25 protein-coding genes are annotated in these 25,459 nt (G+C 72.7%); 14 read left to right on the top strand and 11 right to left on the bottom strand.

What is annotated here, in order from left to right; all coding sequences use genetic code 11:
* Positions 1–63 precede the first annotated feature (63 nt).
* The 5 genes from NE235_RS25250 to NE235_RS25270 all read left to right on the top strand — a co-directional run bounded on the left by NE235_RS25250 (position 64) and on the right by NE235_RS25270 (position 6,539).
* Entirely contained in the window at positions 64–1,842 is a 1,779-nt protein-coding gene (locus tag NE235_RS25250; RefSeq protein ID WP_252807191.1) for a serine hydrolase, read from the top strand.
* A gap of 216 nt (positions 1,843–2,058) precedes the next feature.
* On the top strand, positions 2,059–3,033 hold the full coding sequence (locus NE235_RS25255; protein ID WP_252807192.1) for a TerC/Alx family metal homeostasis membrane protein: 975 nt from the start codon (positions 2,059–2,061) through the stop codon (positions 3,031–3,033).
* A gap of 54 nt (positions 3,034–3,087) precedes the next feature.
* Complete coding sequence (locus NE235_RS25260) at positions 3,088–4,017, top strand: diacylglycerol/lipid kinase family protein (protein WP_252807194.1); 930 nt, start codon at positions 3,088–3,090, stop codon at positions 4,015–4,017.
* A gap of 323 nt (positions 4,018–4,340) precedes the next feature.
* Complete coding sequence (locus NE235_RS25265; protein ID WP_252807196.1) at positions 4,341–4,934, top strand: ArsR/SmtB family transcription factor; 594 nt, start codon at positions 4,341–4,343, stop codon at positions 4,932–4,934.
* A 108-nt stretch (positions 4,935–5,042) separates the two neighbouring features.
* Positions 5,043–6,539 carry an alpha/beta hydrolase family protein gene (locus tag NE235_RS25270; RefSeq protein WP_252807197.1) on the top strand — a complete coding sequence of 499 codons (1,497 nt, stop codon included), beginning with the start codon at positions 5,043–5,045 and terminating at the stop codon, positions 6,537–6,539.
* Between the two features lie 107 nt (positions 6,540–6,646).
* On the opposite strand, the gene NE235_RS25275 is transcribed toward NE235_RS25270, so the two are convergent.
* Complete coding sequence (locus NE235_RS25275; RefSeq protein ID WP_252807199.1) at positions 6,647–9,001, bottom strand: Tex family protein; 2,355 nt, start codon at positions 8,999–9,001, stop codon at positions 6,647–6,649.
* A gap of 173 nt (positions 9,002–9,174) precedes the next feature.
* On the opposite strand from NE235_RS25275, the gene NE235_RS25280 reads away from it, so the two are divergent.
* Complete coding sequence (locus tag NE235_RS25280; RefSeq protein ID WP_252807201.1) at positions 9,175–9,807, top strand: pyridoxamine 5'-phosphate oxidase family protein; 633 nt, start codon at positions 9,175–9,177, stop codon at positions 9,805–9,807.
* Positions 9,808–9,823: 16 nt separating this feature from the next.
* On the opposite strand, the gene NE235_RS25285 is transcribed toward NE235_RS25280, so the two are convergent.
* Positions 9,824–10,045 carry a DUF2277 domain-containing protein gene (locus NE235_RS25285; protein WP_252807203.1) on the bottom strand — a complete coding sequence of 74 codons (222 nt, stop codon included), beginning with the start codon at positions 10,043–10,045 and terminating at the stop codon, positions 9,824–9,826.
* 96 nt (positions 10,046–10,141) lie between these two features.
* Here NE235_RS25285 and NE235_RS25290 point away from each other — a divergent pair, with 96 nt between their 5' ends.
* Both NE235_RS25290 and NE235_RS25295 read left to right on the top strand, forming a co-directional pair.
* Positions 10,142–12,805: an AAA family ATPase gene (locus NE235_RS25290; protein ID WP_252807205.1), complete on the top strand. Its 2,664-nt coding sequence runs from the start codon at positions 10,142–10,144 to the stop codon at positions 12,803–12,805.
* A gap of 173 nt (positions 12,806–12,978) precedes the next feature.
* Entirely contained in the window at positions 12,979–13,134 is a 156-nt protein-coding gene (locus tag NE235_RS25295) for a hypothetical protein (protein ID WP_252807207.1), read from the top strand.
* Between the two features lie 52 nt (positions 13,135–13,186).
* Here the strand turns inward: NE235_RS25295 and NE235_RS25300 are convergent, their stop codons facing one another.
* Positions 13,187–14,221 carry a DNA topoisomerase IB gene (locus NE235_RS25300; protein ID WP_308206149.1) on the bottom strand — a complete coding sequence of 345 codons (1,035 nt, stop codon included), beginning with the start codon at positions 14,219–14,221 and terminating at the stop codon, positions 13,187–13,189.
* Positions 14,222–14,331: 110 nt separating this feature from the next.
* Between NE235_RS25300 and NE235_RS25305 the strand changes: the two genes are divergently transcribed.
* Both NE235_RS25305 and NE235_RS25310 read left to right on the top strand, forming a co-directional pair.
* Entirely contained in the window at positions 14,332–14,784 is a 453-nt protein-coding gene (locus NE235_RS25305; RefSeq protein ID WP_252807209.1) for a hypothetical protein, read from the top strand.
* A gap of 21 nt (positions 14,785–14,805) precedes the next feature.
* Positions 14,806–15,015, top strand: a complete 210-nt coding sequence (locus NE235_RS25310; RefSeq protein ID WP_252807211.1) for a hypothetical protein — start codon at positions 14,806–14,808, stop codon at positions 15,013–15,015.
* A gap of 105 nt (positions 15,016–15,120) precedes the next feature.
* Here NE235_RS25310 and NE235_RS25315 read toward each other — a convergent pair whose 3' ends face one another.
* Positions 15,121–15,534: a DUF6098 family protein gene (locus NE235_RS25315; protein WP_252807213.1), complete on the bottom strand. Its 414-nt coding sequence runs from the start codon at positions 15,532–15,534 to the stop codon at positions 15,121–15,123.
* Between the two features lie 143 nt (positions 15,535–15,677).
* Here NE235_RS25315 and NE235_RS25320 point away from each other — a divergent pair, with 143 nt between their 5' ends.
* Complete coding sequence (locus NE235_RS25320; RefSeq protein WP_252807215.1) at positions 15,678–15,830, top strand: hypothetical protein; 153 nt, start codon at positions 15,678–15,680, stop codon at positions 15,828–15,830.
* Positions 15,831–15,861: 31 nt separating this feature from the next.
* Positions 15,862–16,674 (top strand): MBL fold metallo-hydrolase, encoded by an 813-nt coding sequence (locus NE235_RS25325; protein WP_252807217.1) that lies wholly within the window; start codon positions 15,862–15,864, stop codon positions 16,672–16,674.
* A 106-nt stretch (positions 16,675–16,780) separates the two neighbouring features.
* On the opposite strand, the gene NE235_RS25330 is transcribed toward NE235_RS25325, so the two are convergent.
* From NE235_RS25330 to NE235_RS25345, 4 genes are all read right to left on the bottom strand, one after another.
* A complete protein-coding gene (locus NE235_RS25330; RefSeq protein ID WP_252807220.1) occupies positions 16,781–17,605 on the bottom strand; it encodes an SDR family oxidoreductase in 825 nt (274 codons plus the stop codon).
* 101 nt (positions 17,606–17,706) lie between these two features.
* Complete coding sequence (locus NE235_RS25335; RefSeq protein ID WP_252807221.1) at positions 17,707–19,293, bottom strand: RecQ family ATP-dependent DNA helicase; 1,587 nt, start codon at positions 19,291–19,293, stop codon at positions 17,707–17,709.
* 52 nt (positions 19,294–19,345) lie between these two features.
* Entirely contained in the window at positions 19,346–20,407 is a 1,062-nt protein-coding gene (locus NE235_RS25340; protein WP_252807224.1) for a sodium:calcium antiporter, read from the bottom strand.
* A 153-nt stretch (positions 20,408–20,560) separates the two neighbouring features.
* A complete protein-coding gene (locus NE235_RS25345) occupies positions 20,561–21,688 on the bottom strand; it encodes a Ppx/GppA phosphatase family protein (protein ID WP_252807226.1) in 1,128 nt (375 codons plus the stop codon).
* A 100-nt stretch (positions 21,689–21,788) separates the two neighbouring features.
* Here NE235_RS25345 and NE235_RS25350 point away from each other — a divergent pair, with 100 nt between their 5' ends.
* Positions 21,789–22,178, top strand: coding sequence for an RNA-binding S4 domain-containing protein (locus NE235_RS25350; RefSeq protein ID WP_252807228.1), 390 nt, complete (start codon positions 21,789–21,791; stop codon positions 22,176–22,178).
* Positions 22,179–22,348: 170 nt separating this feature from the next.
* Here NE235_RS25350 and NE235_RS25355 read toward each other — a convergent pair whose 3' ends face one another.
* The 3 genes from NE235_RS25355 to NE235_RS38320 all read right to left on the bottom strand — a co-directional run bounded on the left by NE235_RS25355 (position 22,349) and on the right by NE235_RS38320 (position 24,734).
* A complete protein-coding gene (locus tag NE235_RS25355) occupies positions 22,349–23,740 on the bottom strand; it encodes an outer membrane protein assembly factor BamB family protein (protein WP_252807230.1) in 1,392 nt (463 codons plus the stop codon).
* A gap of 89 nt (positions 23,741–23,829) precedes the next feature.
* Complete coding sequence (locus NE235_RS25360; RefSeq protein WP_252807232.1) at positions 23,830–24,195, bottom strand: DUF5335 family protein; 366 nt, start codon at positions 24,193–24,195, stop codon at positions 23,830–23,832.
* A gap of 5 nt (positions 24,196–24,200) precedes the next feature.
* On the bottom strand, positions 24,201–24,734 hold the full coding sequence (locus tag NE235_RS38320) for a phosphatase PAP2 family protein (RefSeq protein WP_252807234.1): 534 nt from the start codon (positions 24,732–24,734) through the stop codon (positions 24,201–24,203).
* A gap of 157 nt (positions 24,735–24,891) precedes the next feature.
* On the opposite strand from NE235_RS38320, the gene NE235_RS25370 reads away from it, so the two are divergent.
* Positions 24,892–25,459 (top strand): cbb3-type cytochrome c oxidase subunit I (locus NE235_RS25370; RefSeq protein ID WP_252807235.1); only part of this gene is annotated, 568 nt, incomplete at its 3' end.

Raw genomic sequence — 25,459 nt, forward strand, 5'->3', positions numbered from 1 at the left:
CGACCTCCGCACTCTCCGCCGTACCGCTGCAGTTCTCCACCCCCGCATCCCCCAGGAGATACGATGCGCCGTGCCCTGCCGATCCTCCTCGCCCTCGCGGGCCTGTGCGCACCGGCCGCGGCCGCTCAGGCCGCCCCGCCACCGGCCGCCCCGGTGAAGGGCGCGTCGGCCCCCACCCGTACGACCACGGCAGGGCCGCCGACCGTCACCGCCGCCGACCTGCGCTTCACCCCCGGCCGGGTGCTCCGGGACGGCACCCCGCGGCAGGCGGGCCTGTCGCCCGACGCCGTCGCGGCGATCGCCAAGGACGCCGCGAGTTTCATGAACTCCTCGCCGAAGCCGTACTACCCAGGGGCCGTCGTGCTGGCCGCCCGCAACGGCGTCGTCGCGGCGCAGGACGCGATGGGGTACGCGCTGCGGTACGCCGACGACAAGCCCACCGAGCTGCCGCGGGACCAGTGGATCCCGATGCGCGAGGACACGATCTTCGACCTGGCGTCCATGTCGAAGCTGTTCACGACCGTCGCGGCGATCCAGCAGATCGAGCGCGGCCGCATCGACCTGAACCAGACCGTCGCGCACTACCTGCCCGCCTTCGGCCAGAACGGCAAGGACACGATCACCATCCGGGAGCTGCTCACCCACACGAGCGGCCTGCGCCCGGACCTGCCCTTCTACAACTACTCCGATCGCGCGGCGCAGGAGGCGGCGCTGTACGCGGACACGCCGAAGGCCAAGCCCGGCACCGCGTACATCTACTCCGACCTCAATTTGATCACGATGCAGTTCGTGCTGGAGAAGGTCACCGGCGAGACCCTGGACGCGCTCGTACGGGACGGCATCACCCGGCCGCTCGGCATGCGCGACACCGGCTACAACCCGCCGGCGTCGGAGAAGCCGCGGATCGCCGCGACGGAGTACGAGCACAAGCCCTACGCCGCCCTCGACCGCGGCCTCGTCTGGGGCCAGGTCCACGACGAGAACTCCTACGCCCTCGGCGGCGTCGCCGGGCACGCCGGGGTCTTCTCCACCGCCCACGACATCGCGATCTTCGCCCAGATGATCCTCGACGGCGGCCGGTACGGCCACGCCCGCGTCCTGGACGAGGACTCCGTACGGCTCCTGTTCACCGACCTCAACACCGCGTTCCCCGGCAACGCGCACGGGCTCGGCTTCGAGATCGGCCTGCGCTGGTACGAGGACGCGATGACCTCGCCCGTCACCATCGGGCACACCGGCTACACCGGCACCAGCATCGTGATCGACCCGATCTCGCGGTCGTTCGTCATCCTGCTCACCAATCGGGTCCACCCCACCCGTAACGGCCCCAGCATCAACCCGGCGCGCCGCGCCGTCGCCCGTGACCTCGCCCGCGCCGTCCCCGTACGGCCCGCCGAGGGCCGGGACGCGTGGTTCTCCCAGATGGCGGACGGCACGACCGCGACGCTGACCGCGCCGATGCCGGCGGGCGCCACCAAGCTGTCCTTCGACCTCTGGTACGACACGGAGGAGACCGACCTCGGCGTGCTGGAGACCTCCACCGACGGCACGACCTGGACGCCCGCCCCGATCGCCCTGCGGTCCGGTCGCAGCGCGTGGACCGTGAACGGGTCGTTCTCCGGCTTCTCCGGGCGCCGCTGGGCCAAGGCCACCGCGACGCTCCCGGCCGGCACGACCGCGGTCCGCTGGCGCTACACCTCCGACCCGGCCTACCAGGGCCGCGGCGTCTACGTCGACGGCGTACGCGCTTGGAGCGCCGACGGCCACGTGGTCTTCAACGGCGAACGCCCCGCCGACGCCGCCCGTTTCCAAACTGCGGGCTGGGTGCCGAGCACCGACTGACGACCGGCGCCGAGGATCGTCGTGCCTGTAGCGACGACGATCCTCGGCGGTGATTGCCGCTCCGTTGCCTGGCAGCGGCTATTGTGGGACAAGAGGGGAGTACTTCCCAGCGCCCACCCGGTCAGTACGGACCTCCCACGAGGTCCCCGGGCGGCGGTCCGCCGGATGACGGCGGGTGAAGGAGACCTCGGACGCTATGACGTACCGGGAGTTCCTGTGTCCGAATCCGTCGCATCGCCGCTGTTGTGGGCGATTACCATCGCCGGGGTCGTGGCCCTCTTCGCGATCGACCTGATCATGACGCGTCGGCCGCACACCCCCTCGCTGCGCGAGTCGCTGGCGTGGACCGGCTTCTACATCGCCCTGCCGTTCCTGTTCGGCGTGTTCGCCTGGAAGTGGTTCGGGGCGTCCACCGGGACGGAGTACTTCACCGGCTACCTGGTCGAGAAGTCGCTTTCCGTGGACAACCTGTTCGTGTTCATGCTGCTCCTCGCCGCGTTCGCCGTGCCACGCGCGCTGAGCCAGCGTGTCCTGCTGTACGGCATCGCGGGCGCCCTCGTGCTGCGTGCGATCTTCATCGCGATCGGAGCGGCGGCGCTGCAGGCGGTCGACTGGGCGTTCCTGCTGTTCGGCGGCATTCTGCTCGTCACCGCCGGAAAGATCCTCAAGGACGCGGTCAAGGACACGGACCACACGGTCGACGTCTCCTCGCTGCGCTCCGTACGCCTCCTGCGCCGGTTGATGCCGGTGACCGACGACTACCAGGGTCCGCGGATGTTCGCGCGGCAGGGCGGCCGGCGGGCGCTGACGCCGTTCGCGCTCGTGGTGGTGGCGGTGTTCGCCGCCGACGTGGTGTTCGCCGTCGACTCGATCCCCGCCGTCTACGGGATCACCCAGGACCCGTACCTGGTCTTCACGGCGAACGCCTTCTCCCTGTTCGGGCTGCGCGCGCTGTACTTCGTGCTGCAGAGCACGCTGAGCAAGCTCGTCCACCTGGGCTACGGCCTCGCCGTCATCCTGGCGTTCATCGGCGTGAAGCTCGTGCTGCACTGGGCGCACGGTCCCTGGCCGCAGGTCCCGGAGGTCCCCACGCCGCTGTCGCTGGCCGTGATCGTCGTGACGCTGCTGACGGTGACCGTGACGAGCCTGTACGCCCGGCGGCACGCCCCGGCTCCGGTCGCGGGCCGTTGAGGACCGATTCCGTAAAGAGTCATTAAAAGCTCCAGGGACTGGTATCACCAGGGCATGCGCAGCAAAGCCGACCTGACGGCCGCCATCAGGAACGGCGGCCCGGCCGTCCTCGTCATCAACGCCCGGGCCCGTACCGGGGCGGCCCTCCTCCAGCACGCCCCACGGCGGCTGACCGAACAGGGCATCGCCGTCGCCCGGGTGATCGACGTACGGCGGCCGGACCGTCTCCCGCGGGCCCTCGACGAGGCGGTCGCCGAAAAGCCCGACCTGCTCATCGCCGCCGGCGGCGACGGCACGCTGAGCACCGCGGGCAAGCGCCTGGCCGATCTGGACATGGCGCTCGGCGTGCTGCCCGTCGGCACCACGAACAACTTCGCCCGGAGCATCGGATGGTCCGGGGACCTGGACGGCGCGTTCGCGACGCTCGGGTCCGGGAAGGTCGCCGACGTCGACCTGGGCCAGGCCGGCCCGGACACCTTCACCAACATGGTCAGCCTGGGCGTGTCCGTCCAGGTCGCGGGCCGGGTGCCGCACCGCCTCAAGCGGCACCTCGGCCGCAGCGCCTATCCGCTGACCGCCCTGGCGGCGCTCCCCGGCCACCGGCCCTTCCGGGCCCGCATCACCGCCGGCGACACGGAGCTGGAGTTCGAGACGCACCAGCTCAACATCGCGAACGGCGCATTCCACGGCGGCCGCCGCATCGCGCGCGACGCCGACATCGACGACCGGCTCCTGCTGGCGTACCGCTTCGGCACGGCCAGCCGCCTGCACCTGATCGGCTCCGCCGTCCGGCATGCCCTCACCGGGGCGTACCTCAGCATGGACGACGAGCCGTTCCTCACCACCGGCGACCTGCACCTGGAGACCGACCCCCCGCTGCCCCTCGACGTGGACGGCGAGATCCGCGGCAGCACCCCGGTCCGCATCCACATCCGCCCCAACGCCCTGCGCGTCATGGTCCCCCAGGACTTCACCGACCGCTGATCGCCGGGTCCGTCCTTGCCGCCCGCCCGCCGGTTCGGCGGTGACCCACACCGGCCATGGAGGCGCGCGAGTCCTCGATCATCGGCATGATCACGGACATGACGAGGTCGAGGTGGTTACGGGCGGCGGGTCTCGGTCTGGGCCGTGCGACGGTCCGGGGTTCGGGGTGGCCGCCGGAGGAGGGCGTCTCGGCGGGCACTCAGCCCCTTGTCCAGGCCCGTGCGGCGCAGGGCGCCGGCCATCGCGCCGCCTCCTCCGCGGCCTGAGCAGCTGATCGCAAAGAGCCTTTGCAAAGAGGCTTTGCGATTGCTTATGATCTTGGGGTGGCAGATCGTCCTCCGGCTCAGGAGATCAGCGACGTGGCGGCGCTCCGGCTGCTCGCGCACCCCCTGCGGCGCAAGATCGAGCAGTGCCTGCGTGACGGGCCGGTGAACTCCGCCACCCTCGCCCGGGCGCTCGGCGAGAGCACCGGGTCGACCAGTTACCACCTCAGGCAGCTCGCCAAGCACGGGTTCATCGAGGAGGTTCCCGAGCTGTCCAAGGGGCGGGAACGCTGGTGGCGTGCCGTGCCCGGCGACCGCCGGTTCCCGCCGTACAGCCGCCAGACGCCGGAGATGCGCGTGGCGCTCTCGGAGATGGTGCGGCACAACGTCGCGGAGTTCGTCGAGTTGTTCTCGCGCTTCGCGGACGACCATGAGGCGCTGGGCGAGTGGGCGGACGCGTTCCTGTTCTCCCGCGCCACCGTTCGTCTCACCCTCGATGAGGTGAAGGAGTTCTTCGAGGAGTACATCGCGCTGGTCTACCGCTTCTCCCGGCCGGCGGAGGAGACGCCTCCCGGCGCACGTGCGGTGCACTTCCGGCTGCTCGGCATCCCCGAGGCGGCCGCCACCGAACCCGAGGCGGGCTCCGCGGAGTGACCCGGGCCGCCGAGCGGCAACTCGGCGGCCCGGTGTGCGGAGTCCGTGTCACCACGCCCATGCGGCGTGTCTTCGCGTACACGAATCCCAGAGAAAGGAGAGCACGTCATGCTGCTCTCGTTCAAATCCCGCCGCGTCCGCGCGGCCGGGTGGGCGATCGGCCTGCTGGTGCCGTCGTCGCTCGCGCTCGCGCTCGCGCCGTCGCCGGTGACGCCGACCCACGCGGCGTACGCCGCCGCCGCGCCGCGCGCCGCCCGCGACGGTCTGACCCGCACCGACGTCTCCTTCCGCGGCGGCGACGGCCTGGTCCTGCACGGGACGGTCGTCGCGCCGAGCAGGACCACGGGCCGAGTTCCGGGCATCGTCCTGGTGGGCGGCTCGGGTCCGGGGCCCCGGCAGGAGTACGCGCAGGAGGCCGAGGCGTTCGCCCGCGGCGGGGTCGTCACGCTCGTCTACGACAAGCGAACCGTCGGCTATTCCAAGATGCACCGCGACTTCTCCCTCCTGGCCGCCGACGCGCTCGCCGGCGTACGGACCCTCCGGGCCCGTCCCGGCGTCGACCCGGCGAAGGTCGGGTTGTGGGGGTTCAGCGAGGGCGGCTGGGTGGCGCCGCTGGCCGCGTCACGGTCCTCGGACGTCGCCTACCTGATCACGATCGGCGGCCCCGGCCGTACGCCGCTTCGCACGCAGACCTGGTACCTCGCCGTGCATCTGCGGCATGACCACGTCTCCGGATCACTCCTCGACACGATCATGGGGCCGGCGGCGCACCTCGTCGACGGCGCGGGCCTGTTCCCGGAGGGCGGGCACGACCCGGTGCCCGTGCTCCAGCGCCTGCGGCAGCCGGTCCTCGCGCTGTGGGGCGAGCATGACACCCAAGTGCCGCCACGGGAGAGCGCGCAGGTCTTCGAACGCGTCCTCGCCCGGGCGGGAAACGACCACGTGACCATCCGGTTCGTCGCCGGCGCCGGCCACAACGGCCACCGTACGAACGACGGGTTCGAGAATCTCGGCGGCCCGCTGCTGGGCGGTCACCCGCTGGGCGCCCTCGCGCCCGGCTACGCGGACACGATGACGTCGTGGATCCACCAGGTCGCCGCCGGTCACCCGCCGCTGTCCAGCACCGCCGCGCCCCCACGGCAGGCGGTCACCAGCCGCGCCGCGTCGAACGGCGCCTGGTATGGGGCCAACGGCCTTCAGTGGGCCGCGATCGCGCTCTTCCTGCTGGCGTTCGCCGGATACCCGGTCACCGGGATCGTGCGCCGGACCCTCGGGCGCACCGCGGCGGTCCCGGCCCGCCGACCGGCCCGCCTGCTCGCGGCGACGGGTCTGGTGACCGTCGCCGGAACTCTCCTCTACACGGTCGCGGTCTTCGCGACCAGCGGGCGGCTGGGCGACCCGGTTCTCGTCGGTCGCCCGCTCTCCTGGCTGATCCTCCAGCTCCTCGCCGTCATCGTCGCCGTCACCACGGGTGTCACCGCCGTCTCCGCCTGGCGGAACCGGCGTACGCCGGCGGCCGGCGGCCGGGTGCGCGTCGCCGTGGTGGTTACGGCAGGAACGATCTTCATCCCGTGGGCGGTGTACTGGGGCCTTCTCGCCTGGTGACGAACGCCCTCGGCCGGCTTTCCTCCACGACACCACCACCGGCCGAACAGTCATGATCACCAGCGGTCACCGTTCTCAGAACGCGGTGACCGCCGGTGATCACGGCTTTAGCGGCCGTTCAGGCCCTTGTCGAGACCCGCGCGGCGCAGCGCGTCGGCCATCGCGCCGCCTCCGCCTCCGCCGCCTCCGCCGCCGGAGCCGCCGCGGTCGCGCCGCTGCCGGCCGCCGGTACGGTCGCCGCCGCCGTCGCGACGGCCGCCCTGGCGGTTCCCGCCCTCACGACGGCCGCCGCCGCCCTGCGGACGGCGCTCGGCGTCGTCGTCGAGGCGGAGGGTCAGCGAGATCCGGTTGCGCGGGATGTCGACGTCGAGGACCTTCACGCGGACGACGTCGCCGGACTTGACGACGTCGCGCGGGTCCTTGACGAACGTCCGGGACATCGCGGACACGTGGACGAGGCCGTCCTGGTGGACGCCGATGTCGACGAAGGCGCCGAAGGCCGCGACGTTCGTGACGACGCCCTCGAGGATCATGCCGGGTTGCAGGTCCGCGACCTTGTCGACGCCCTCCTTGAACGTCGCCGTCTTGAACGCCGGGCGCGGGTCGCGGCCCGGCTTGTCCAGCTCCTTGAGGATGTCGGTGACCGTGGGCAGGCCGAAGGTGTCGTCGACGAACTCCTGCGGCTTGAGCGCGCGCAGCGCGGTGCTGTTGCCGATCAGGGACTTCAGGTCGCCGCCGGTCTTCCCGAGGATGCGGCGCACGACGGGGTACGCCTCCGGGTGCACGGCGGAGCTGTCCAGCGGGTCGTCGCCGCCCTGGATGCGCAGGAAGCCGGCGCACTGCTCGAACGCCTTCGGGCCGAGCCGGGGCACGCTCCTGAGCGCCTCGCGGGTGCGGAACGGGCCGTTGGCGTCGCGGTGGGAGATGATGTTCTCGGCCAGCCCGGAGCCGATGCCCGACACGCGGGTGAGCAGCGGGACCGACGCGGTGTTGACGTCGACGCCGACGGCGTTGACGCAGTCCTCGACGACCGCGTCGAGCGAGCGGGAGAGCTTCACCTCGGAGACGTCGTGCTGGTACTGGCCCACGCCGATCGACTTGGGGTCGATCTTCACGAGCTCGGCGAGCGGGTCCTGGAGTCGCCGGGCGATCGACACCGCGCCGCGCAGGGAGACGTCCAGCTCGGGCAGTTCGCGTGAGGCGTACGCCGAGGCGGAGTAGACCGACGCGCCCGCCTCCGAAACGACGATCTTAGTGACCTTGGGGTGCTGCTTGATCAGGTCGGCGGCGAGCTGGTCGGTCTCGCGGGAGGCCGTGCCGTTGCCGATCGCGATCAGGTCGACGTTGTGCTGCTCGACGAGGCGGCCGAGGCTGTCGAGGGAGTCCTTCCAGCGGCCGTGCGGCTTGTGCGGGTAGATCGTGTCGGTCGCGACCACCTTGCCGGTGGGGTCGACGACCGCGACCTTCACCCCGGTGCGGTACCCCGGGTCCAGGCCCATCGTCGTACGGCTGCCGGCGGGCGCGGCCAGCAGCAGGTCGCGCAGGTTCGCGGCGAACACCCGGACCGCCTCGTCTTCGGCCTCCTGCCGCAGCCGGAGCCGCAGGTCCAGGTCGAGGTGGACGAGGATGCGGGTCCGCCAGGCCCAGCGGACGGTGTCCATCAGCCACTTCGCGCCCGTCGGCACGCCGAAGCGGTGGGCGATGGCGAGTTCGTACGGGTTCGGCTGCGCCGGGTCGGGCTCTTCGGCGTCGGGCTGCAGGGTGAGGTCGAGGACGTCCTCCTTCTCGCCCCGGAACAGCGCCAGGATCCGGTGCGAGGGCAGCTGCGACAGCGGCTCGGCGAAGTCGAAGTAGTCGGAGAACTTCGCACCGGCCTCCTCCTTGCCCTCGCGCACCTTCGCGACCATTCGGCCGCGCGACCAGACGCGCTCGCGCAGGTCGCCGATGAGGTCGGCGTCCTCGGCGAACCGCTCGACCAGGATGGCGCGGGCGCCGTCCAGCGCCGCGGCGGCGTCGAGGTCGGCGTTGGTGTACTTCGCCGCCTCCGCCTGCGGGTCGAGGCCCGGGTCGGCGAGCAGCGCCTCGGCGAGCGGCTCGAGCCCGGCCTCGCGGGCGATCTGCGCCTTCGTGCGCCGTTTCGGCTTGTAGGGGAGGTAGATGTCCTCCAGCCGGGCCTTGGTCTCGGCGGCCATGATCTGTGCGCGGAGCGCGTCGTCGAGCTTGCCCTGGGACTCGATCGACTCGAGGATCGCCGCGCGGCGCTCGTCCAGCTCCCGCAGGTAGCGCAGCCGCTCTTCGAGGGTGCGCAGCTGCGCGTCGTCGAGCGCGCCGGTCGCCTCCTTGCGGTACCGGGCGATGAACGGCACGGTGGCCCCGCCGTCGAGCAACTCGACGGCGACCTGGACCTGCCGCTCCCGCACGCCGAGCTCTTCGGCGATCTTCTGGTGAATCGTCGTCGACACGATCTTGGACCCGACCTCTCACTGAGCTACCGGGAAGCATTGTGCAGGCAACGGCCGCCGTTGTCGCGTCGTGTGCGGGACACGGCAGTGGTCGCGACCGGCGTAAAAGCCCATGGATCGGACGGGAGTCGGGGGTTACGCTGAGGATCTCTTGATCGTTTCGGGGAGGCGCGATGGCGGAAGTGACGGCGTTCACGGAGATCACGTCGGCGGAGGAACTGCGCGACCTGGTCGGCGAGCCGGTGCCGCGGGCCCTGGCCAAGGAGCGGGTCCGGCTGCACGCGCGCGACCGGGAATGGCTCGCGGCCTCGCCCTTCTGCCTGATCGCGACCGCCGACGAGACGGGCGCCTGTGACGTCTCCCCGAAAGGGGACCCGCCCGGCTTCACCCACGTCATCGACGACGTGACGATCGCCGTCCCGGACCGTCCGGGCAACCGTCGCGTGGACGGGTTCCACAACATCCTGGTCAACCCGCACGTCGGCCTGATCTACGTGGTCCCCGGCCGGAACGAGACACTCCGCATCAACGGCCGCGCCCGGCTCGTCCGCGAGGCCCCCTTCTTCGACGAGATGGTGGTCAGGAACCACCGGCCCCGCCTGGCCATCGTCGTGGAGATCGAGCAGATCTTCTTCCACTGCGCCAAGGCGTTCCTCCGCTCGGAGCTGTGGAAGCCGGAGACCTGGAACCCGGACGCCCTCCCGTCGCACGCGCGGATCGTCAAGGACGTGCAGTACACCGAGGAGACGTTCGAGGAGCTGGAGCGCTACTACGGCCCGGAGTACGCCAAGCGCCTGTACGGCTGACCGCGCCGCGCCGCCGTCAGGTCCGGGAGCGGGCGCCGCGGACCTCGAGCCCGGCGAGCAGGGCGGTGGTCGCGCGCGTCACCTCGTCGACCGCCCGGTCGAAGACGGCCTGGTTGTGCGCTGCCGGCCGCCGGAAACCGGACACCTTGCGGACGTACTGCAACGCCGCCGCGCGGATGTCCTCGTCGGTGACCTCTTCGGCGGCCGGCGGCCGCAGCGTCTTGATGCTTCTGCACATGGGGCCATCCTGCACCCGGGGTCGGACATCGGGCGCGCGCGTCACCGGCTCGCCGTAGGCTGCTGTCCGGTTCGCCCAAGGTGATGGAGGATCGTGGTGCCGCTGCCGGAACATCTTGAGCTCCTGCTCACGGACGAGCCGGTTCTCGACGTCTATGCGTACGGTCCGTGGCGGGTGCCGGACGGACTGTTCGAGGAGATCACCGACCGCATCGACGGTCTCCTCGCCGACCCGCGCTGCGCCGACCTCACCACGGACGATCACAAGCTGCTGACGCTGCCCGCCTCGCTGGTCGCCGCGGACCTGTACCAGATCATCGGCTTCCTGCCCGGGGTCAGCGCGATCCGCGCGGGCTCACAGTGCCAGCTGACCGACCGGCTGCTCCGCCGCCATCTGAGCGACCCCGCGGTGCTGACCACGTCGAACACCTGGTGGAACACCTCGACCAACCTCTGGCGGCCGCCGCTCGACTGGCTGATCGAGGTGCCGGACCGCGAGCTGGCGATCCGGCTCGCCCGTGACTGCCTGGCCGTGCTGGAGGGGATCGAACCGATCGAGGGCCGGCGGCGCGCGCTGCTGCGGCTGTTCGACGATCCGCCGGACTGCGACGTGAACCTCTCCAAGAGCGGGCTGCGCACGCGGTGGGCCGCGCACGCCGACGACGACATCCTCGCGGAGGTGCCCGAGCTGGCCGGGCCGGTCGGCTACCTGGAGTGGGTGTGGTCCGGTTTCCGGGCGGCGACCGACCACCTGGCCGGGGTGGTGCGGCACTCCCGGCTCGTCGGCACCCACCTGAGCCGGCTGCTGCTGCAGTGCGGCCTGGACCGGGTACCCGTCGAGCTGTCCGTCGTGCTCGGCGAGGACCTGTACAAGGAGGTGTCCGCGCGGTTCCGGCGGGAGCGGAGCGGGTTCCGGGCCTCCGCGTGGCAGGAGGAGATCCGGCTGTGGCTCGCCGAGGCGCTGGTCGAGGGCGCCGCCGACGCCTGCCGGGCCTGGCTCGACATGGCGACCCGGATGGTGGCCTGCGCGCAGGGACTGCCCGGCGAGCCGCAGCGCAGCGGCGCCCGGGATCACACGCCGATCGACGAGTTCCAGCGCGATCTGCACCGCCTGTACGCGCCCCGGCGCCGCGTCGTCAATCCGCTCGTCGGCAGGCTCGCGACCGGCCGGGGGGACCGGCCCGCGGCCACGCCGGAGAGCACCGCGTCCTCCGACGTGGCCACGGGGATCGTCGGGCAGCCCGAGCTGACCGCCCTGCTGCAGGAGGTCACCGAGGAGGACGGCGCCGTCCGGGTGCTCCTGGCCGGGCCGGAGGGCACCGGCCGCCGCCTCGCCGTGACCGAACTGGCGGAGGCGCTGCGGCTGCCCCGCGAACCGCTCTGGCTGACCCACACGCTGTTCGCGGGCCGGCCGCTCTACGAGGCGGCCGCCCGGCTGCACGCCGACGTCCGTGACTCCGCAGGGGAGCGGCTGCTGGTCATCGACGGTCTCGACGACTTCGCCGGTGAGACCGGCAACGGCCCGGAACTGCTCGGCGAGCTGCACCGGCTGCTGACGGTCCATCCGGACCTGCACCTGGCCGCGCTCTGCGGAGAGGACGGGATCGAGCGGATCCGGGAGGCCGACCCGGCGCTGTCGCACCGGTTCCGCGTCGCCCGTACCCACCCGTTCACCGCGGAGGAGTACGCCGAGCTCTTCGACCGCGAGGTGCGCCGGCGCGGGGTGCGGACGTACAAGCGCGCCCGCGACGCCGCCGGTGAGCTGCTCGCCGCGACCCCGCCGACGCAGACGCTCCGCAACGCCCGTCTCGCCGCGCACCTGGCGGACCGGGCGGTGGCGGCCGCCCGGAACCGTACGGAGCCGGGTGCCGAGCTCATCGTCAAACGCGCCGACGTGCCCCGCGCGTTCGGCGCGGCGGTGACCGAGGACGACCCGCTGGCCGAGCTGGCGGCCCTGACCGGGCTGGAGACGGTCAAACGGGAGATCGGCCTCCTCGTCGCGATGACGCGCGCGGACCGGCTGCGGCGGGAGCAGGGGCTGCCCGGCACCGCCCCGACGCGGCACATGGTGTTCACCGGAGACCCCGGGACCGGCAAGACCATGGTGGCCCGCCTGCTGGCCCGGATCTACAAGCGGCTCGGGGTGCTGTCCTCCGGCCACCTGGTCGAGGCGTCCCGGGCGCACCTGGTGGGGGAGTACGTCGGCCAGACCGCCCCGAGGACCCGCCGGCTGGTCGAACGAGCCCTCGGCGGCGTCCTCTTCATCGACGAGGCGTACACGCTGACGCAGCCGTCGTTCAAGAGCGACTACGGCCTGGAGGCCATCGCGGAGCTGGTGAAGCTCATGGAGGACCATCGGGACGACCTCGTCGTCATCGTCGCCGGCTACCAGCGGGAGATGGCGGACTTCCTGACCGCGAACCCCGGGCTGGACTCGCGGTTCGCCCGGCAGCTGCACTTCGCCGGCTACACCGACGACGAGCTGTGCGCGGTCTTCGAGCGGCTGGCCGCCGACGAGGGTCTCGTCCTCGCGCCGGACGTCGGCGACGCGCTGCGGGCGACGCTCCGCCGTACGGAGCGCGGACCATCGTTCGGCAACGGGCGGTTCATGCGCAACCTGCTCGACGGCGCGGTCGCCCGCCAGGCGCAGCGCGTCACCGGTCTCGACCGGCCCACCCGGACGGACCTCCTCACCTTGCGCGCCGAGGACCTGCCGGCCCGCCCGGCCCGGGCGGCCGAGCGGGTCGGCCACTACCTGTGACCGGACGGCTCAGGAGAGGTATTCCACCAGGAAGCCCTCCAGCGCCGACCGGGTGCGCCCAGGTCGAGTACGCAGAGCCCGCCGAAGCAGAATCCGATGGCGGCCAGGCGGGAGCCGTCGACCGCGTCCACGACCTCGGCCGTTCCTGGCCCACCGACCTCGATCACCGGCCCGTGCACGTCGAGCCCCTGCACGCGTTCGTCGACGCGGACCACCCGTTCGCCGGCCGCCCGGTCCTGCGGCTGCCGGACCTCCGGGCGGCGGGCATCGCGATGCCGGACCCCGGCGGCGCCGAGGAGTGGCGCGGCTACCTGCTCCGGCCCCGGTGACGACCGCGTGTGGATCCCCGAGCCCGACCGCGCCGCCCTCCTGCGAGGGAGGTCAGCCGTGCTCGGTGAGCAGCTCCAGGACGGCCCGTTCGGCGGAGCCGCGCGTGGCGAGGTCGCCGAAGTCGCGGTTCTCGCCGAGCCGGCCGAGGATCGGGGCGATGGTGACGCCGTTCTCGTACAGCTCGATCACCCGGGGGTCGATGTAGGAGGCGCGGGCGACGGCGGGAGTATTGCCGAGATACTCGGCGACCTCGCGTACGACGCGGGCGACGGCTCGTTTGCGGGTGCCGTCCGCCGCGGCCGCCGGTTCGGACACCGCGAGGCCGACGGCGGCCAGGACGGTGGCGTGCCACGTGCGGAAGTCCTTGGCGGAGAACTCACCGCCGGACAGCTCCCGCAGGTGGTCGTTGATGTCGGTCGACGTGACGTCGTGCCAGCGCCGCTCGCTCCGGTAGGCGAGCAGCTCGTCCCCGCCGCTCCGGCGCCGCTTGAGGCTGCGGACGACGGCGCAGACGTCGTCGTCGGCGACGGCCTGCTCCCGCTGCTTCGACCCCTTGGCGAGGTAGTCGAAGATGATCTGCCCGCCGGTCAGGGTCACGTGCTCCTTGCGGATCGTCGCAAGGCCGTAGGTGCCGTTCTCCGCGGCGTACTCCTCCCCACCCGGCCGGAAGAACCCCAGGTCGATGAGGCGGATGGCGGCGGCGAGCACCCGGTCCCGGGTCAGCCCCTTCTCCTTGAGGCCGCGCTCGACCCGTTCACGGACGCGCGGCAGCGCCCGGCCGAACTCCAGCACCCGGTCGTGCTTCTCCCGGTCCCGCTGCTCGCGCCACAGGTCGTGGTAGCGGTACTGCCGCCGGCCCGCCGTGTCGGTGCCCACCGCCTGGATGTGGCCGTCGGCCTCGGGACAGATCCAGACGTTCTCCCAGGCCGGGGGGATCACGAGGGCCTTGACCCGGGCGAGGGTCTCCGGGTCGCGCACCGGCTCGCCATCGGGGTCGACGTAGCGGAAGCCCCGGCCGCAGCGGATGCGGCGGATCCCCGCGCACCCCAGATCGCTGCGCGAGAGCTCCACGTCGGTCGTTGTCACGCACCCCGTCTACCCCCATGCAGGGCAGGCATTCGGGCAGACCGGATTATCTCTCCCTTCACGGGAAAGGGGCTACTTCGCGACGGCAGAGGACGAAGGAGGAGGGGATCGTGAACGGTCTGCTCTCCGGGGCGCTGGCGGGCGCGGCGGGCACGGCGGCGCTCAACGCGGTCACGTACGCCGACATGGCCCTGCGAGGACGTTCCGGCAGCCAGGTTCCGGAACAGATGGTGGAGAAGACGACCGAGCGCGCCGGTGTGTCGCTCGGGGACGAGGAGACCGCCGGGAACCGCCGCCAGGCCCTCGGCGCCCTGCTCGGGTTCGGCGTCGGCGTCGGAGTGGGCGTCGCGTACGGCCTGCTCCGCTCGCGGGCGAGGACCCTGCCCGACGCCCTCGCGCTCGGGGCGGCGGCGTCCGTGGTGAGCGAGGGTCCGGCCGTCGCGATGGGGCTCACCGACCCGCGTGAGTGGGGCACCGCCGGATGGATCTCCGACGTCGTGCCGCACCTGGCGTACGGGGTCGTCACGGCCGCCGCCTACCGGCGCCTGAGCGCGAGGCGCTGACCGAACCGAAGGGAGCAGACGATGGACGCGAGGAAGCCGGATCGGGACGTGCCGCTCGACGAGGGCGTGGCGAACAGCCGCGACGTGGGCGGCGAGCCCGACCCGGACCAGCCGGACCAGGGCACGACGACCGGGACGACGCCGAACGAGACGTTCGTCGGCCGCGTGCAGGGCCAGGACGTCGGCTACGCGGAGGAGACCGGCGCGGAACGCCGCGCCGCGGAGGACTGACCGGATCACGGTGGGTACTGCCGCCGTGCCGAGGATCGTCGTTGCTCACGGCACGGGAACCCTCGGCACACTGAATCCTCGGCACACTGACGTCCGCCGCCGAACTCACTGGAGCGAGTCGCGGCCCACTTCGAAACGCTCGTGGTAGCGCCCCTGCGCCTCCTTCAACAGGTCGTCGCTCAGGGCGGCGACGGGCTCGAAGTCGGCGATGAGAGGCTCATGGTCCGGGCCGAAGTCGCAGGGCTCACCGACCAGGATCCAGGCGTACCGGTTATCCCCCTGCTCCGCCAAGTGTGCATATTTCCGGATCTGGCGGGCGATCCAGTCCTCCAGCGGCCGGCTCCACCACTGGGGCGCCTGCAACGGGACGACCGACAGGCCCGGCAGCTCCAGCCCGCTCTCGTAGTCGCGGCTCGTCGCGTCGGCGTCCGACTCGGGGCCGCCCGAGTGCCGCAGGTACAGGTCCTGCCGTCCGTGCACCAACTCGGTCAGTTCACTCAGTTTCTCGATGCTGCGCATGGCGCCTCCCCTCGGTGCCGGGAACCACTACCCACCGGAGGCGCGTCCTCACCGCGCGAAGGCGCGTTTTACCCGGACACGGGCCTGTCCGGCCGAAGTTGTCCGTTCAAGCCCGTTCTTTCCGGGCAGGCGGAGCAGCGCCGGTGCCGGGAGTTCCCCCTCGGCGCGATGATGAGATCACCGCCGCTCGCCTGGCCACCCACGTGATGCCGCTGGATCAGGGGCCTGAGGGGTACGACCTCTTCAAGCACGAGAAGGACGGCTGCGTACGGGCGGTGTTCCGGCCGGGCGGGTGACCCGGGGCGCCGCCCCTGACCGGGGGGCGCAATGACCGAAGAGGACCTGATTCCGAAGTCCGGGGGGCTGTTCTTCGTCGGGAACGCCACCACCGTGATCCGGTACGGCGGGTTCACCCTGCTGACCGATCCGAACTTCATTCGCCGGGGGCAGAAGGTCCACCTCGGCTGGGGCATCACGACGACGCGGCTGCTGGATCCGGCGATCTCCGTGGACCGGCTGCCGGCGCTGGACGGCATCGTCCTGTCCCACCTGCACGGTGACCACTGGGACCGGGTGGCGCGGCGGAACCTCGACAAGGAGCTGCCGATCGTCACCACGCCCCACGCGGCACGGCGGCTGAAGCCGCAGGGCTTCGGTCACTCCCGCGGGCTTCGCACCTGGGACGAGCACGAGTTCGTCAAGGGCGACCGGGTCGTGCGGATCGTCTCGGTCCCCGGGCGGCACGCGCCGGGGCCCTTCCAGATGCTGCTCCCGCCGGTCATGGGCAGCATCCTGGAGTTCGGCTCGCGGGGCGGCCAGGTCGACCTGCGGATGTACATCAGCGGTGACACCCTGATGTGCAACGACCTGGCCGAGATCCCGCGCCGCTACCCGAACATCGACGTCGGGGTGGTGCACCTCGGCGGTACCAAGATCTTCAACTCGCTGCTGGTCACCATGGACGGCAGGCAGGGCGCGGACTGGGTGGAGCTGGTGGACGCCGCACGCGTCGTCCCGATCCACCACAACGACTACACGGTGATGAAGTCCCCGCTGTCGGACTTCGACGCCGAGGTCCGCCGGCGCGGCCTCCAGGACCGGGTCCAGGTCGTGCAGCGCGGAACGGTCATCGATCTCTGACGAGAGAAGGCCCGGCCGGTGAGGCCGACGCGCGCCGGGCTCACCGGTGAGGCCGATGCTCGCCCGGCTCACCGGCCAGGGCGATGCTCGCCGGTGCCGTCGGGGTTCAGCCCTCGCGCCAGTCCGCGGACCGCAGGGCCCCCGCCGCCTGCGGCCCCATCAGTCCCAGGGCGCCGTCGATGAACAGGGACGCGCCGGTGACGTACGAGGCGGAGGGGTCGGCGAGGAATGCGATCGCGGCGGCGACCTCCCGCGCGTGGCCCGGCCGGCCGAGCGGGTAACCGGGCCGGTCGCCGGGCTGCGGCGGCCGGTCCTCCTGACCGGTCATCGGCGTGGCGATCTCGCCCGGCGCGATCGTGTTCGCGGTGATCCCGTACGCCGACAGCTCCAGCGCGAGGACCCGTGTCAGCATCTTCAGCCCTCCCTTGGCGGCGCAGTAGGGGCCGGAGCCCACGCGCGGGTACTCCTCGTGGACGCTCGTGACGTTCACGATCCGCCCGCCGCCGCCCTGGTCGATCATCCGGCGGGCGGCGCGCTGGGAGCACAGGAAGGCCCCGTCGAGGTCCACCGAGACGACGGAGCGCCATTCGTCGTAGTCCGTCTCCAGGACGGGGCGGCTGCTGCCGGTTCCGGCGTTGTTCACGAGCACGCCGACGCCGCCGAGCTCGTCGGCCAGTTCGTCCACCACGCGGGCGGCGGTGACCGGGTCGGTGAGGTCGTGGCGGCGTACGGCGCAGGTGCGGCCGAGGCCCCGGACCTCCTCCGCGGTGCCCTTCGCGCCGTCCTCGTCGGAGTGGAAGGTGATCCCGACGTCGTAGCCGCGCTCGGCCAGCGTGACCGCGGTCGCCTTGCCGATCCCGGAGTCGGCGCCGGTGATGAGGGCGATGCGCGGGTATCCGGTCATGGTCTCGGGTGCTTCTGGTCGGCTCATGGGCCGCCCCTACCCGGCGGCGCCTCCGCCATTCCGGCCGGTCGGCCGGCGCCCTCCAGGCCGGCGCCCTCCAGGCCGGTGTCCTCCACGCCGGTGCCCTTCTAGAGGGTGGCGAGGATGCCCTCCTCCAGGACCATCTCGCTCAGTAGCTCCTTGTAGCCGACCTCGTCGAACAGGACCGTGAGCCGGCCCTCCTTGGCGCCGAGGACGGTGCCACGGCCCCAGTCCTGGTGCTCGACCCGGGCGCCGGAGGCGAACGCCGGGCGCGCGGAGTCGGCGGGAGTGGAGCGGCCCGCCTCGCAGTTGTCGCAGTTCCCGCACGGGTCCTCGACGACCTCGCCGAAGTAGCGCAGCAGGAACCGGCGGCGGCAGTCGGTCAGCTCGGCGTACCGGCGCATCATCTCGACGCGGGAGCGTTCCACCGAGCGGTGCTTCTCGGCGATCTCCCGGGCGAGGGCGGCGGCCTCCTCCGGCGGCGGCGCGTCGGGAAGGGGCTCGACGCGCCGCCGCAGCCGCAGCGCGCCGGCCGTCTCCAGGAGGTTGAGCAGCGCGGTGACGCGCCGGTCCGAGACGTCCACCCGGCGGGCCAGGTCGCGCCGGGAGACCGGCCCGTCCACCGCCGCGGCGACACGGGCCAGCAGCTCCTCATCGGGCAGGCCCCCGACGAAGAAACGGCGCAGCCCCAGGTCCTCGGTGCGGTAGAGGCAGATCGCCTCCGCGGGTTCGCCGTCCCGCCCGGCCCGGCCGATCTCCTGGTAGTACTCGTCGAGCGAACCCGGCACCGAGGCGTGGACGACGAAGCGCACGTCGGGCCGGTCGATGCCCATCCCGAACGCGCTGGTCGCGACGATGGTCTCGCCGCCCATGAACGCCCGCTGCGTCTCGGTCCGCTCGGTCTTGCGCAGCCCGGCGTGGTAGGCCCGGACCCCGAGCCGCTCGGCGTACTCCTCGGTCTCCCGGCGGGTCGCGGCGTAAACGATGCCGGAGCCGGGCAGCCGGCGCGCCAGGTCGACGACGGCGGCCTCCTTCTCGTCCGCGTCGTGGAACATCGTGACCGACAGGTGAAGCTCGGGCCGGTCGAAGCCGCGGATGATCCGCGCCGGGTCGCGCAGCCGCAGCCGCTCGACGATCTCCTCCCGTACGGGTGGCGCCGCCGTCGCGGTGAGCGCGGCGACGACGGGCCGGCGCGGCAGGCCCTCGACGACGCCGCCGATGCGGAGGTACTCCGGGCGGAAGTCGTGGCCCCAGGCGGAGACGCAGTGCGCCTCGTCGATCGCGATGAGCGAGGGTGGCGTCTCGGCGAGCACCGCGCGAACGTCGGGCCGGGCGAGCTGCTCCGGAGCCAGGAAGACGAACCCCGGCTTCCCCTCACGGAGCAGGGCGTACGCCTGGTCGCGGCGTTTCTCGCCGACGGTCGCGTTCACGCTGATCGCGGTGAGGCCGTGCGCGCGCAGCCCCTGGGCCTGGTCGCGCTGCAGGGACAGCAGAGGGGACACGACGACCGCCGGGCCGCCGAGGGCGACCGCCGCCAGCTGGTAGATCGCCGACTTGCCGGCGCCGCTCGGCATGACCACGAGGCAGTCGCGGCCGTCGGCCAGCTCCCTCGCCGCCTCCTCCTGCCCGGGGCGCAGCTCATCGATGCCGAACCGCGCGGCGGCGATCTGCCGCAGGCTCTGGTTCTCCGTCATGCGGCAGGGCTACCCCGGAACGACCTGGGAGAACGCGACAGGACCCGGCGGTTCAGCCGCCGATGGCCGGCAGGCCGGCGATCCCCAGGGCGTACAGCGCGAGCACCGTACGGCTGTCCACGCCCATGCGGAGCCGGTCGCGCCGGGGCCGGAAGATCAGCCCTGCCATGTAGACGAGCGTGAGCAGGGAGCCGAGCGCGGTGAGGTAGATGTCGGACCGGTGCGCGTCGGGCAGCACGGGCCGGCCGGAGATCAGCGTCGCGGCGAGGAACAGCACCGGCAGGAACGCGTTCCCGCCGAAGATGTCGCTGATCGCCAGCTGGTGGTCGCCCATCCGGACGGAGGTCAGCCCGGTGCTGATCTCGGGGAGGGCGGTGGCCGCCGCGAGCACGGTGGCGCCGAAGGCGACGCCGCTCATGCCGAGCCGGCCGAAGAGCTCCTCGCCGCTGCGTTCGATGACCACGCCGGCGACCAGGGTGGCGATCGCGGCGACGCCGAACACCAGCGCCGCGCGGCGGGTCCCGATGCCCGACGAGGTGGCCTGGGCCTCCTTCTTGGTCTTCGAGTGTCCCTTCCGCTCGGGCTGGGTGTCGGGGGCGTCACCGCCCTCGTGCCACGGCAGCCCCCGGCCCGCGCGCCGGAGCAGCAGCAGGCCGGCCATCCAGACGACGGCGATCAGGAGGGAGGCGGGGCCGAGCCGGGCGAAGGCGAGGTCGCCGGGCAGCTGGGTGCCCATGACGACGACCGCCAGCACCGCGACCACCAGCGCGCCCTCCAGGACGAGGCTGAGACTGGCCGCGACGTACGTCAGCGGCGCGCCGCCGGTGCCGGCGACGTCCAGGATGACCAGGACGACGGTCTGCGCCGCGATGCCGCCGAGGATGTTGCCGACCGCGACGTCGAGATGGTGGGACAGCGCGGCGCTCACGGTGATCGCCGCCTCCGGGAGGTTGGTCGCGACCGCCAGGAGGATCAGCCCGCCGAGGGCGCTGCCCAGGTGCATCCGTTCGGACAGGACGTCGGTCGTGTCGGACAGCCGTATCCCGGCGTACCAGATGATCCCGGCACTGAGCAGGAACAGGACGAGCAACACCAGCGATGGCAGATCACCCATGGTGAGCGCTTTGCCCGTGGATTGTGGTCTTATGCAACGTTCGCCGTGGCAAGCGCCGATCCGGCCCGGGAAATCCGTCGCGAGGGTGGGAACAAACGGCTCCCCGAGTCCTGTTACACCTCTTGTGGCCGGTGTGCCTGGTGTCCCCGGGCCTCACCTATCGCCTTCGCGGACTACCGTTCGGCTGGAGCCGCGTTGTGCCTTTCGCCGAGAGGCGACCCGCACACCGGTACACACATCGAGGGCCCCACCGGGCGACGTTCCGGCGGGGCCCTCGTCCTTGCCCCGCCCGGTGCCCGCCCGCGACCGGTCCGCCGGCAGGGGCCGCAGAAGGTGCCCGATGTCGTTCGCCCGGCCGGCCTCCGCCTCCAGCCACCGGAGCCTGCGCAGCGCGATCCCCTCACGCAGCGCCCACGGGCAGACCTCCAGACGGCGCACGCCCAGCGCGCCCATGATCTCGTCCGCGATGATCGCGCCGGCCAGGATGTGACGGGCGCGGGCGCGCGAGACGCCCTTGAGCCGCGCGCGCTCCTCGGCCGTCAGCGCCGCGAGACCGGCGATCCGCCGCCGCAGGGCCGTGCGCTCCAGGGTCCGCCGGCCGTCTGCCGCCCGCTCTCCGGCGAGCTTGGCGAGCTGGGTGAAGATCTTCGACGTGGCGACCGCGTGGTGGCCCGCGGACCCGTCGGTCAGCCGGTCGACGCCGTACGCGGCCAGCCGCTCCGCGACGTGCGCGCGGAGCCGCGCGAGTTGCCGCCGGCCCGGTGGATCGCCGGTCAGGTGCTCGCGGGTGAGCCGGCCGGCGCCGAGCGGCATCGACAGCGCCGCGTCGGCCTCGGCGCCGTCCCCGGTGGCGATCTCCATCGAGCCGCCGCCGATGTCGGCGAGCACGATCGGCCCGACTGACCAGCCGTACCAGGCGCGTACGGCCAGGAAGGTCAGCCGCGCTTCGTCGGGGCCGGTCAGGAACCCCACCTCCACGCCCGTCTCCTCGGCGACCCGGTCGAGGATCTCTTCGCGGTTGGGCGCGTCGCGGATCGCGGACGTCACGAAGGGGATCAGCTCGACGGCGCCGATCCGCGCGGCCTCGCCGATGGCCGCGGCCACCGCCGCCACGACCCGGTCGGCCTCCGCCCGGCCGAGCCGGCCGTCGGCCGGGAGCGCCCCGCCCAGCCGGGTGGGCTTCTTGACGGAGACGACGGTCCGTACGGGGCAGCCCGCGACGAGGTCGACGACCTTGAGATGGGCGGCATTGGACCCGACGTCCAAGATGGCGGTGCGCATGATCGCTTGATTACCCGGCTTACCGCGAGTGAAGCGTTCTGCCCGATTCATGCGCCGCCGAAACGGCGGTTACGGCGCGGGCTGGACTAAGGTCTGTGCCGTGGCGGCGAATCAGGAGACCGTGCGGGTCGATGTGTGGATCTGGTCGGTGCGGCTCGTCAAGACCCGCTCGCTGGCCACGGCCGCCTGCCGGGCCGGCCACGTCCGGGTCAACGACGAGCGCGTCAAGCCCGCCACCGCCGTGAAGCCCGGAGACGAGGTCCGCGTGCGCCTGGCCGGCCGCGAACGAGTCGTCATCGTGCGCCGCGTCGTGCGCAAACGCGTCGGCGCGCCGGTCGCCGTCGAGTGCTACACCGACCACAGCCCGCCGCCGCCCCCGCGGGAGGCCCTGCTCCCGATCGCGCGCCGCCAGCGCGGCGCCGGACGCCCCACCAAGCGCGACCGCCGCGAGATCGAGCGGCTGCTCGGCCGCCGCACCGGCCGCGGCTGAGCGCGCCGCGGATGCGGCGGGTCGCGTCAGCGCGCGCCGACGGCGGCGACCCCGTGCGTCGTCCGCTGAGCGCGCCGCGTATCCCGGCCAGGCCGCGCGTCAGCGCACGCCGATGGCAGTGACCCCGTCGTCCGCTGAGCGTGCCGTGTGTTTCGCGGTCAGGCCGCGCGTCAGCGTACGCCGACCGCGGTGACCCCGTGCATGGTCGGCACGAGGACGAGCGACCCGGCGAGGGTCGGCGAGGCGAACCGGCTGACCTCCCCGACCCGGCGCGAGACCAGCGAACGCCCGTCGGACTCCGCCAGGGCGTGCAGGACCCCGGCGTCGGTGTCGAGGGTCCACACCGCGCCGCCGCCGACCACCGGTGAACCCTTGACGTTCCCCGGCGCCCGCCAGACCCGGCGCAGGTCGCCGCTCCCGGTGACGTCCACGCGCTGCAGGCCGTCCTGGCAGGGCAGGAAGATCGCGGAGCCGTCCCGCGCCATGCCGCCGAAGGAGACGCAGCCGCGCAGGGAGGCGCGCTGCCCGCCGATGCCGCCGAGGTCGCGGCCGTCGAGCAGGTAGACGTCGCCCGTCTTCCCCGCGATCACGACCCGGCCGCCGGGAAGCAGGAGCGGACCGGTCGAACCGAGGTCCTGGTCCTCGCTGTTCTCCGAGCCCCAGTTCTCCGGCGCGAAGTACGACAGGCGGCGGGACAGGTCGGGGGAGAGCCGCAGCACCGAGTCGCTGCCGTCGTACGCCCCGCCCAGACTCGCGCCGTTCCCGACGGCCACGTACACGTCGCCGGACGCGCCGACGGCCGGGCCGGACGGCGCCCACATGCCGCCCATCCGGCGCGTGGGGACCGCGTAGGAGGTCACGCCCTTCCCGCCATCGGTACGCGCGGCGGCGAGGTAGCCGACGTAGTTCCCGCAGTCGCCGGCGAGACCGCCGAACGGGACGTACACCCGGCCGCCGGCGACCGCGAGGGCGCCGCGCTGCTGCTCGGCCGCGCGGTCCCGGCCGGCCGCGACGTCGAGGTCACGGGTGAGGCGGACGCGTCCGTCCGCGGCGTTCAGGCCGACGAGGGTGTGCCGCACGCCGGTCGTCTCGGTCGCGACGAAGACGGTGCGCGTGCCCGGGTCGTACGCCGGGGTGCCCGTGATCCCGAGCGGGTCGATGTTGCCGCAGGGCAGCGCGGACCGGGGCACGGGCGTGCCGAGATGCCGCTGCCAGACCCGCCGCCCCGTCGCGAGGTCCAGCGCGTAGACGGTGTCGTTCTCCGTGGCGGCGTAGGCGGTGCCGCCCACGACGATCGGCTGGCCGTACACCGCCCCGTCGAGCCTCGCCGTCCACGCGTCGCCGAGCGTGCGCGGCGCGGGGAAGCCGGCGGCGAACCCCGCCCGGTCGTTCGAACCGTGGTACGTCGGCCAGGACGCCGCCGCGCGCCCGGGCGCCGAGGAGCTCCCGGCGGGTCCGCCGGGTGCGGGCGAGGCGGTGTCCGCCCGGGATCCGTCCCCCGGACCGCACGCCGTCGCGGCGATGAGGACGATCAGTGCGGTGCCGTACGCGACCCTGCCCATGGGCCCATTCTCACCGCCCGCGGCCGCGGTCACACGGCGATCGGCGCGAAGAGGCTCCGACCGCTCCGCGGCCCCGTCGAGGGGACGGCTCAGCGGGGTCCGGGCAGCGCCGCTTCGGGCCGCAGGTGGAGCATGGTCGTCGTCCCGTCCTCGGCGACGATCCGGATGTCGGACTGCCCGGGCGCCGGCACGGCCGCGTCGACCTCGACGGGACGGCGGATCATGCGGCGGAGCAGGACCGGAGACCGCGCCGAGTTGCCGCCGACCCCGATGACGATCACGTCGTCCTTCCGGTCGTACGAGGCGTAGTTGAACGGCAGGTGCTCGGTCTCGTACTGGTCGCCGACGTCCGTGTCGAACAGTTCGATGGCGGTGTTGTCGCCGCAGTGGTCCGCGCTCAGCTGGTCGAAGAAACCGGCCCAGCCGTTCCGGTCGATCATCTTCGGGTCTGTCATCTCGATCACCTTCGTCTCTTTTCCGGGATGAGGCCGTGGACGGCCAGGGCGACCGTGACGCCCATGGCGGCGCCGGTCGCCACGTCCCCGGGGTAGTGCGCTCCGGTGTAGACGCGGGAGTAGGCGACCAGCGAGGCCAGCGCCGCGACCGGAACGCTCACCGGCCACGGCGCCTCGCACACCAGCGTCGCCGCGAAGGCCGCCGCGCCCGCGCTGTGCCCCGACGGGAAGCCGGGCGAGTCGGGCACCCGGCCCGGCCGCCGCCCGCTCAGCGCCTCCGGAGGGCGCTCCCGGTCGAACACATAGAGCCGCACGCCGTTGGCCAGTGTTCCCGCGACGCACATCGCCAGCGCCGCACGCCCGGCGGCGCGCCGTGATCGCCGGCCGCCGCCGGCCCGCAGGGCGGCCGCGATGAGCCACCACACGAGAAGCTGGTCGGCGAGGCGCGAGGCCCGCGGCATGACCTCGTCCAGTGCCGCGCAGCCGGCTGAGGTCACCGCCCGCATCACGCGCTCGTCGGCCCGGTGCACCCACCGCACCCGTCTCCCCTCCGTCCTGCGACCCGTACCTCCGCTGAGGGCCTACCCCGAGCGGCCGCCCGGATGCGGAGACCGGCTGTTTGGGCGTCCTTTGAGTGGAAAGCAGGCTGGTACGGCCCCGGCGGGCCGGTCGGTCGCAGGTGGGCGGAGGGTACGCATGGCGACGGTCGAGGATCGGGTCCGGACTCCGACCGGCGAGGTGCTGAAGGAGCATTCGCTGGGCAGCCGTATCGGGGATGTGCTGGGGACGACCGATCACAAGGTGGTCGGTTATCTGTATCTGGGGACGTCGTTCGCGTTCTTCCTGGCCGGCGGGCTGATGGCGATGTTCATGCGGGCGGAGTTGCTGCAGCCGGGCCTGCAGGTGATGGGCGCGCATGTGTACGACCAGTTGTTCACGATCCATGGCACGGTGATGTTGCTGTTGTTCGCGACGCCGACGTTCGCGGGGTTCGCCAACGTCCTGGTGCCGTTGCAGATCGGCGCGCCCGACGTCGCCTTCCCCCGCCTCAACGCGCTCAGCTACTACCTCTTCCTGTTCGGCGGGCTGATGGTGCTGGGGGGTTTCCTCGCACCCGGAGGCGCGGCGGCGTTCGGGTGGTTCGCCTACACGCCGCTGTCGGACTCCGTACGGTCCCCGGGCGCCGGCGGGGACCTGTGGGCGATGGGGCTGATCCTGTCCGGCATGGGCACCATCCTGACCAGCGTGAACCTGATCACCACGG

Origin of the sequence: Actinoallomurus spadix (genome assembly GCF_024055725.1) — a bacterium.
Taxonomy (GTDB): domain Bacteria; phylum Actinomycetota; class Actinomycetes; order Streptosporangiales; family Streptosporangiaceae; genus Actinoallomurus; species Actinoallomurus spadix.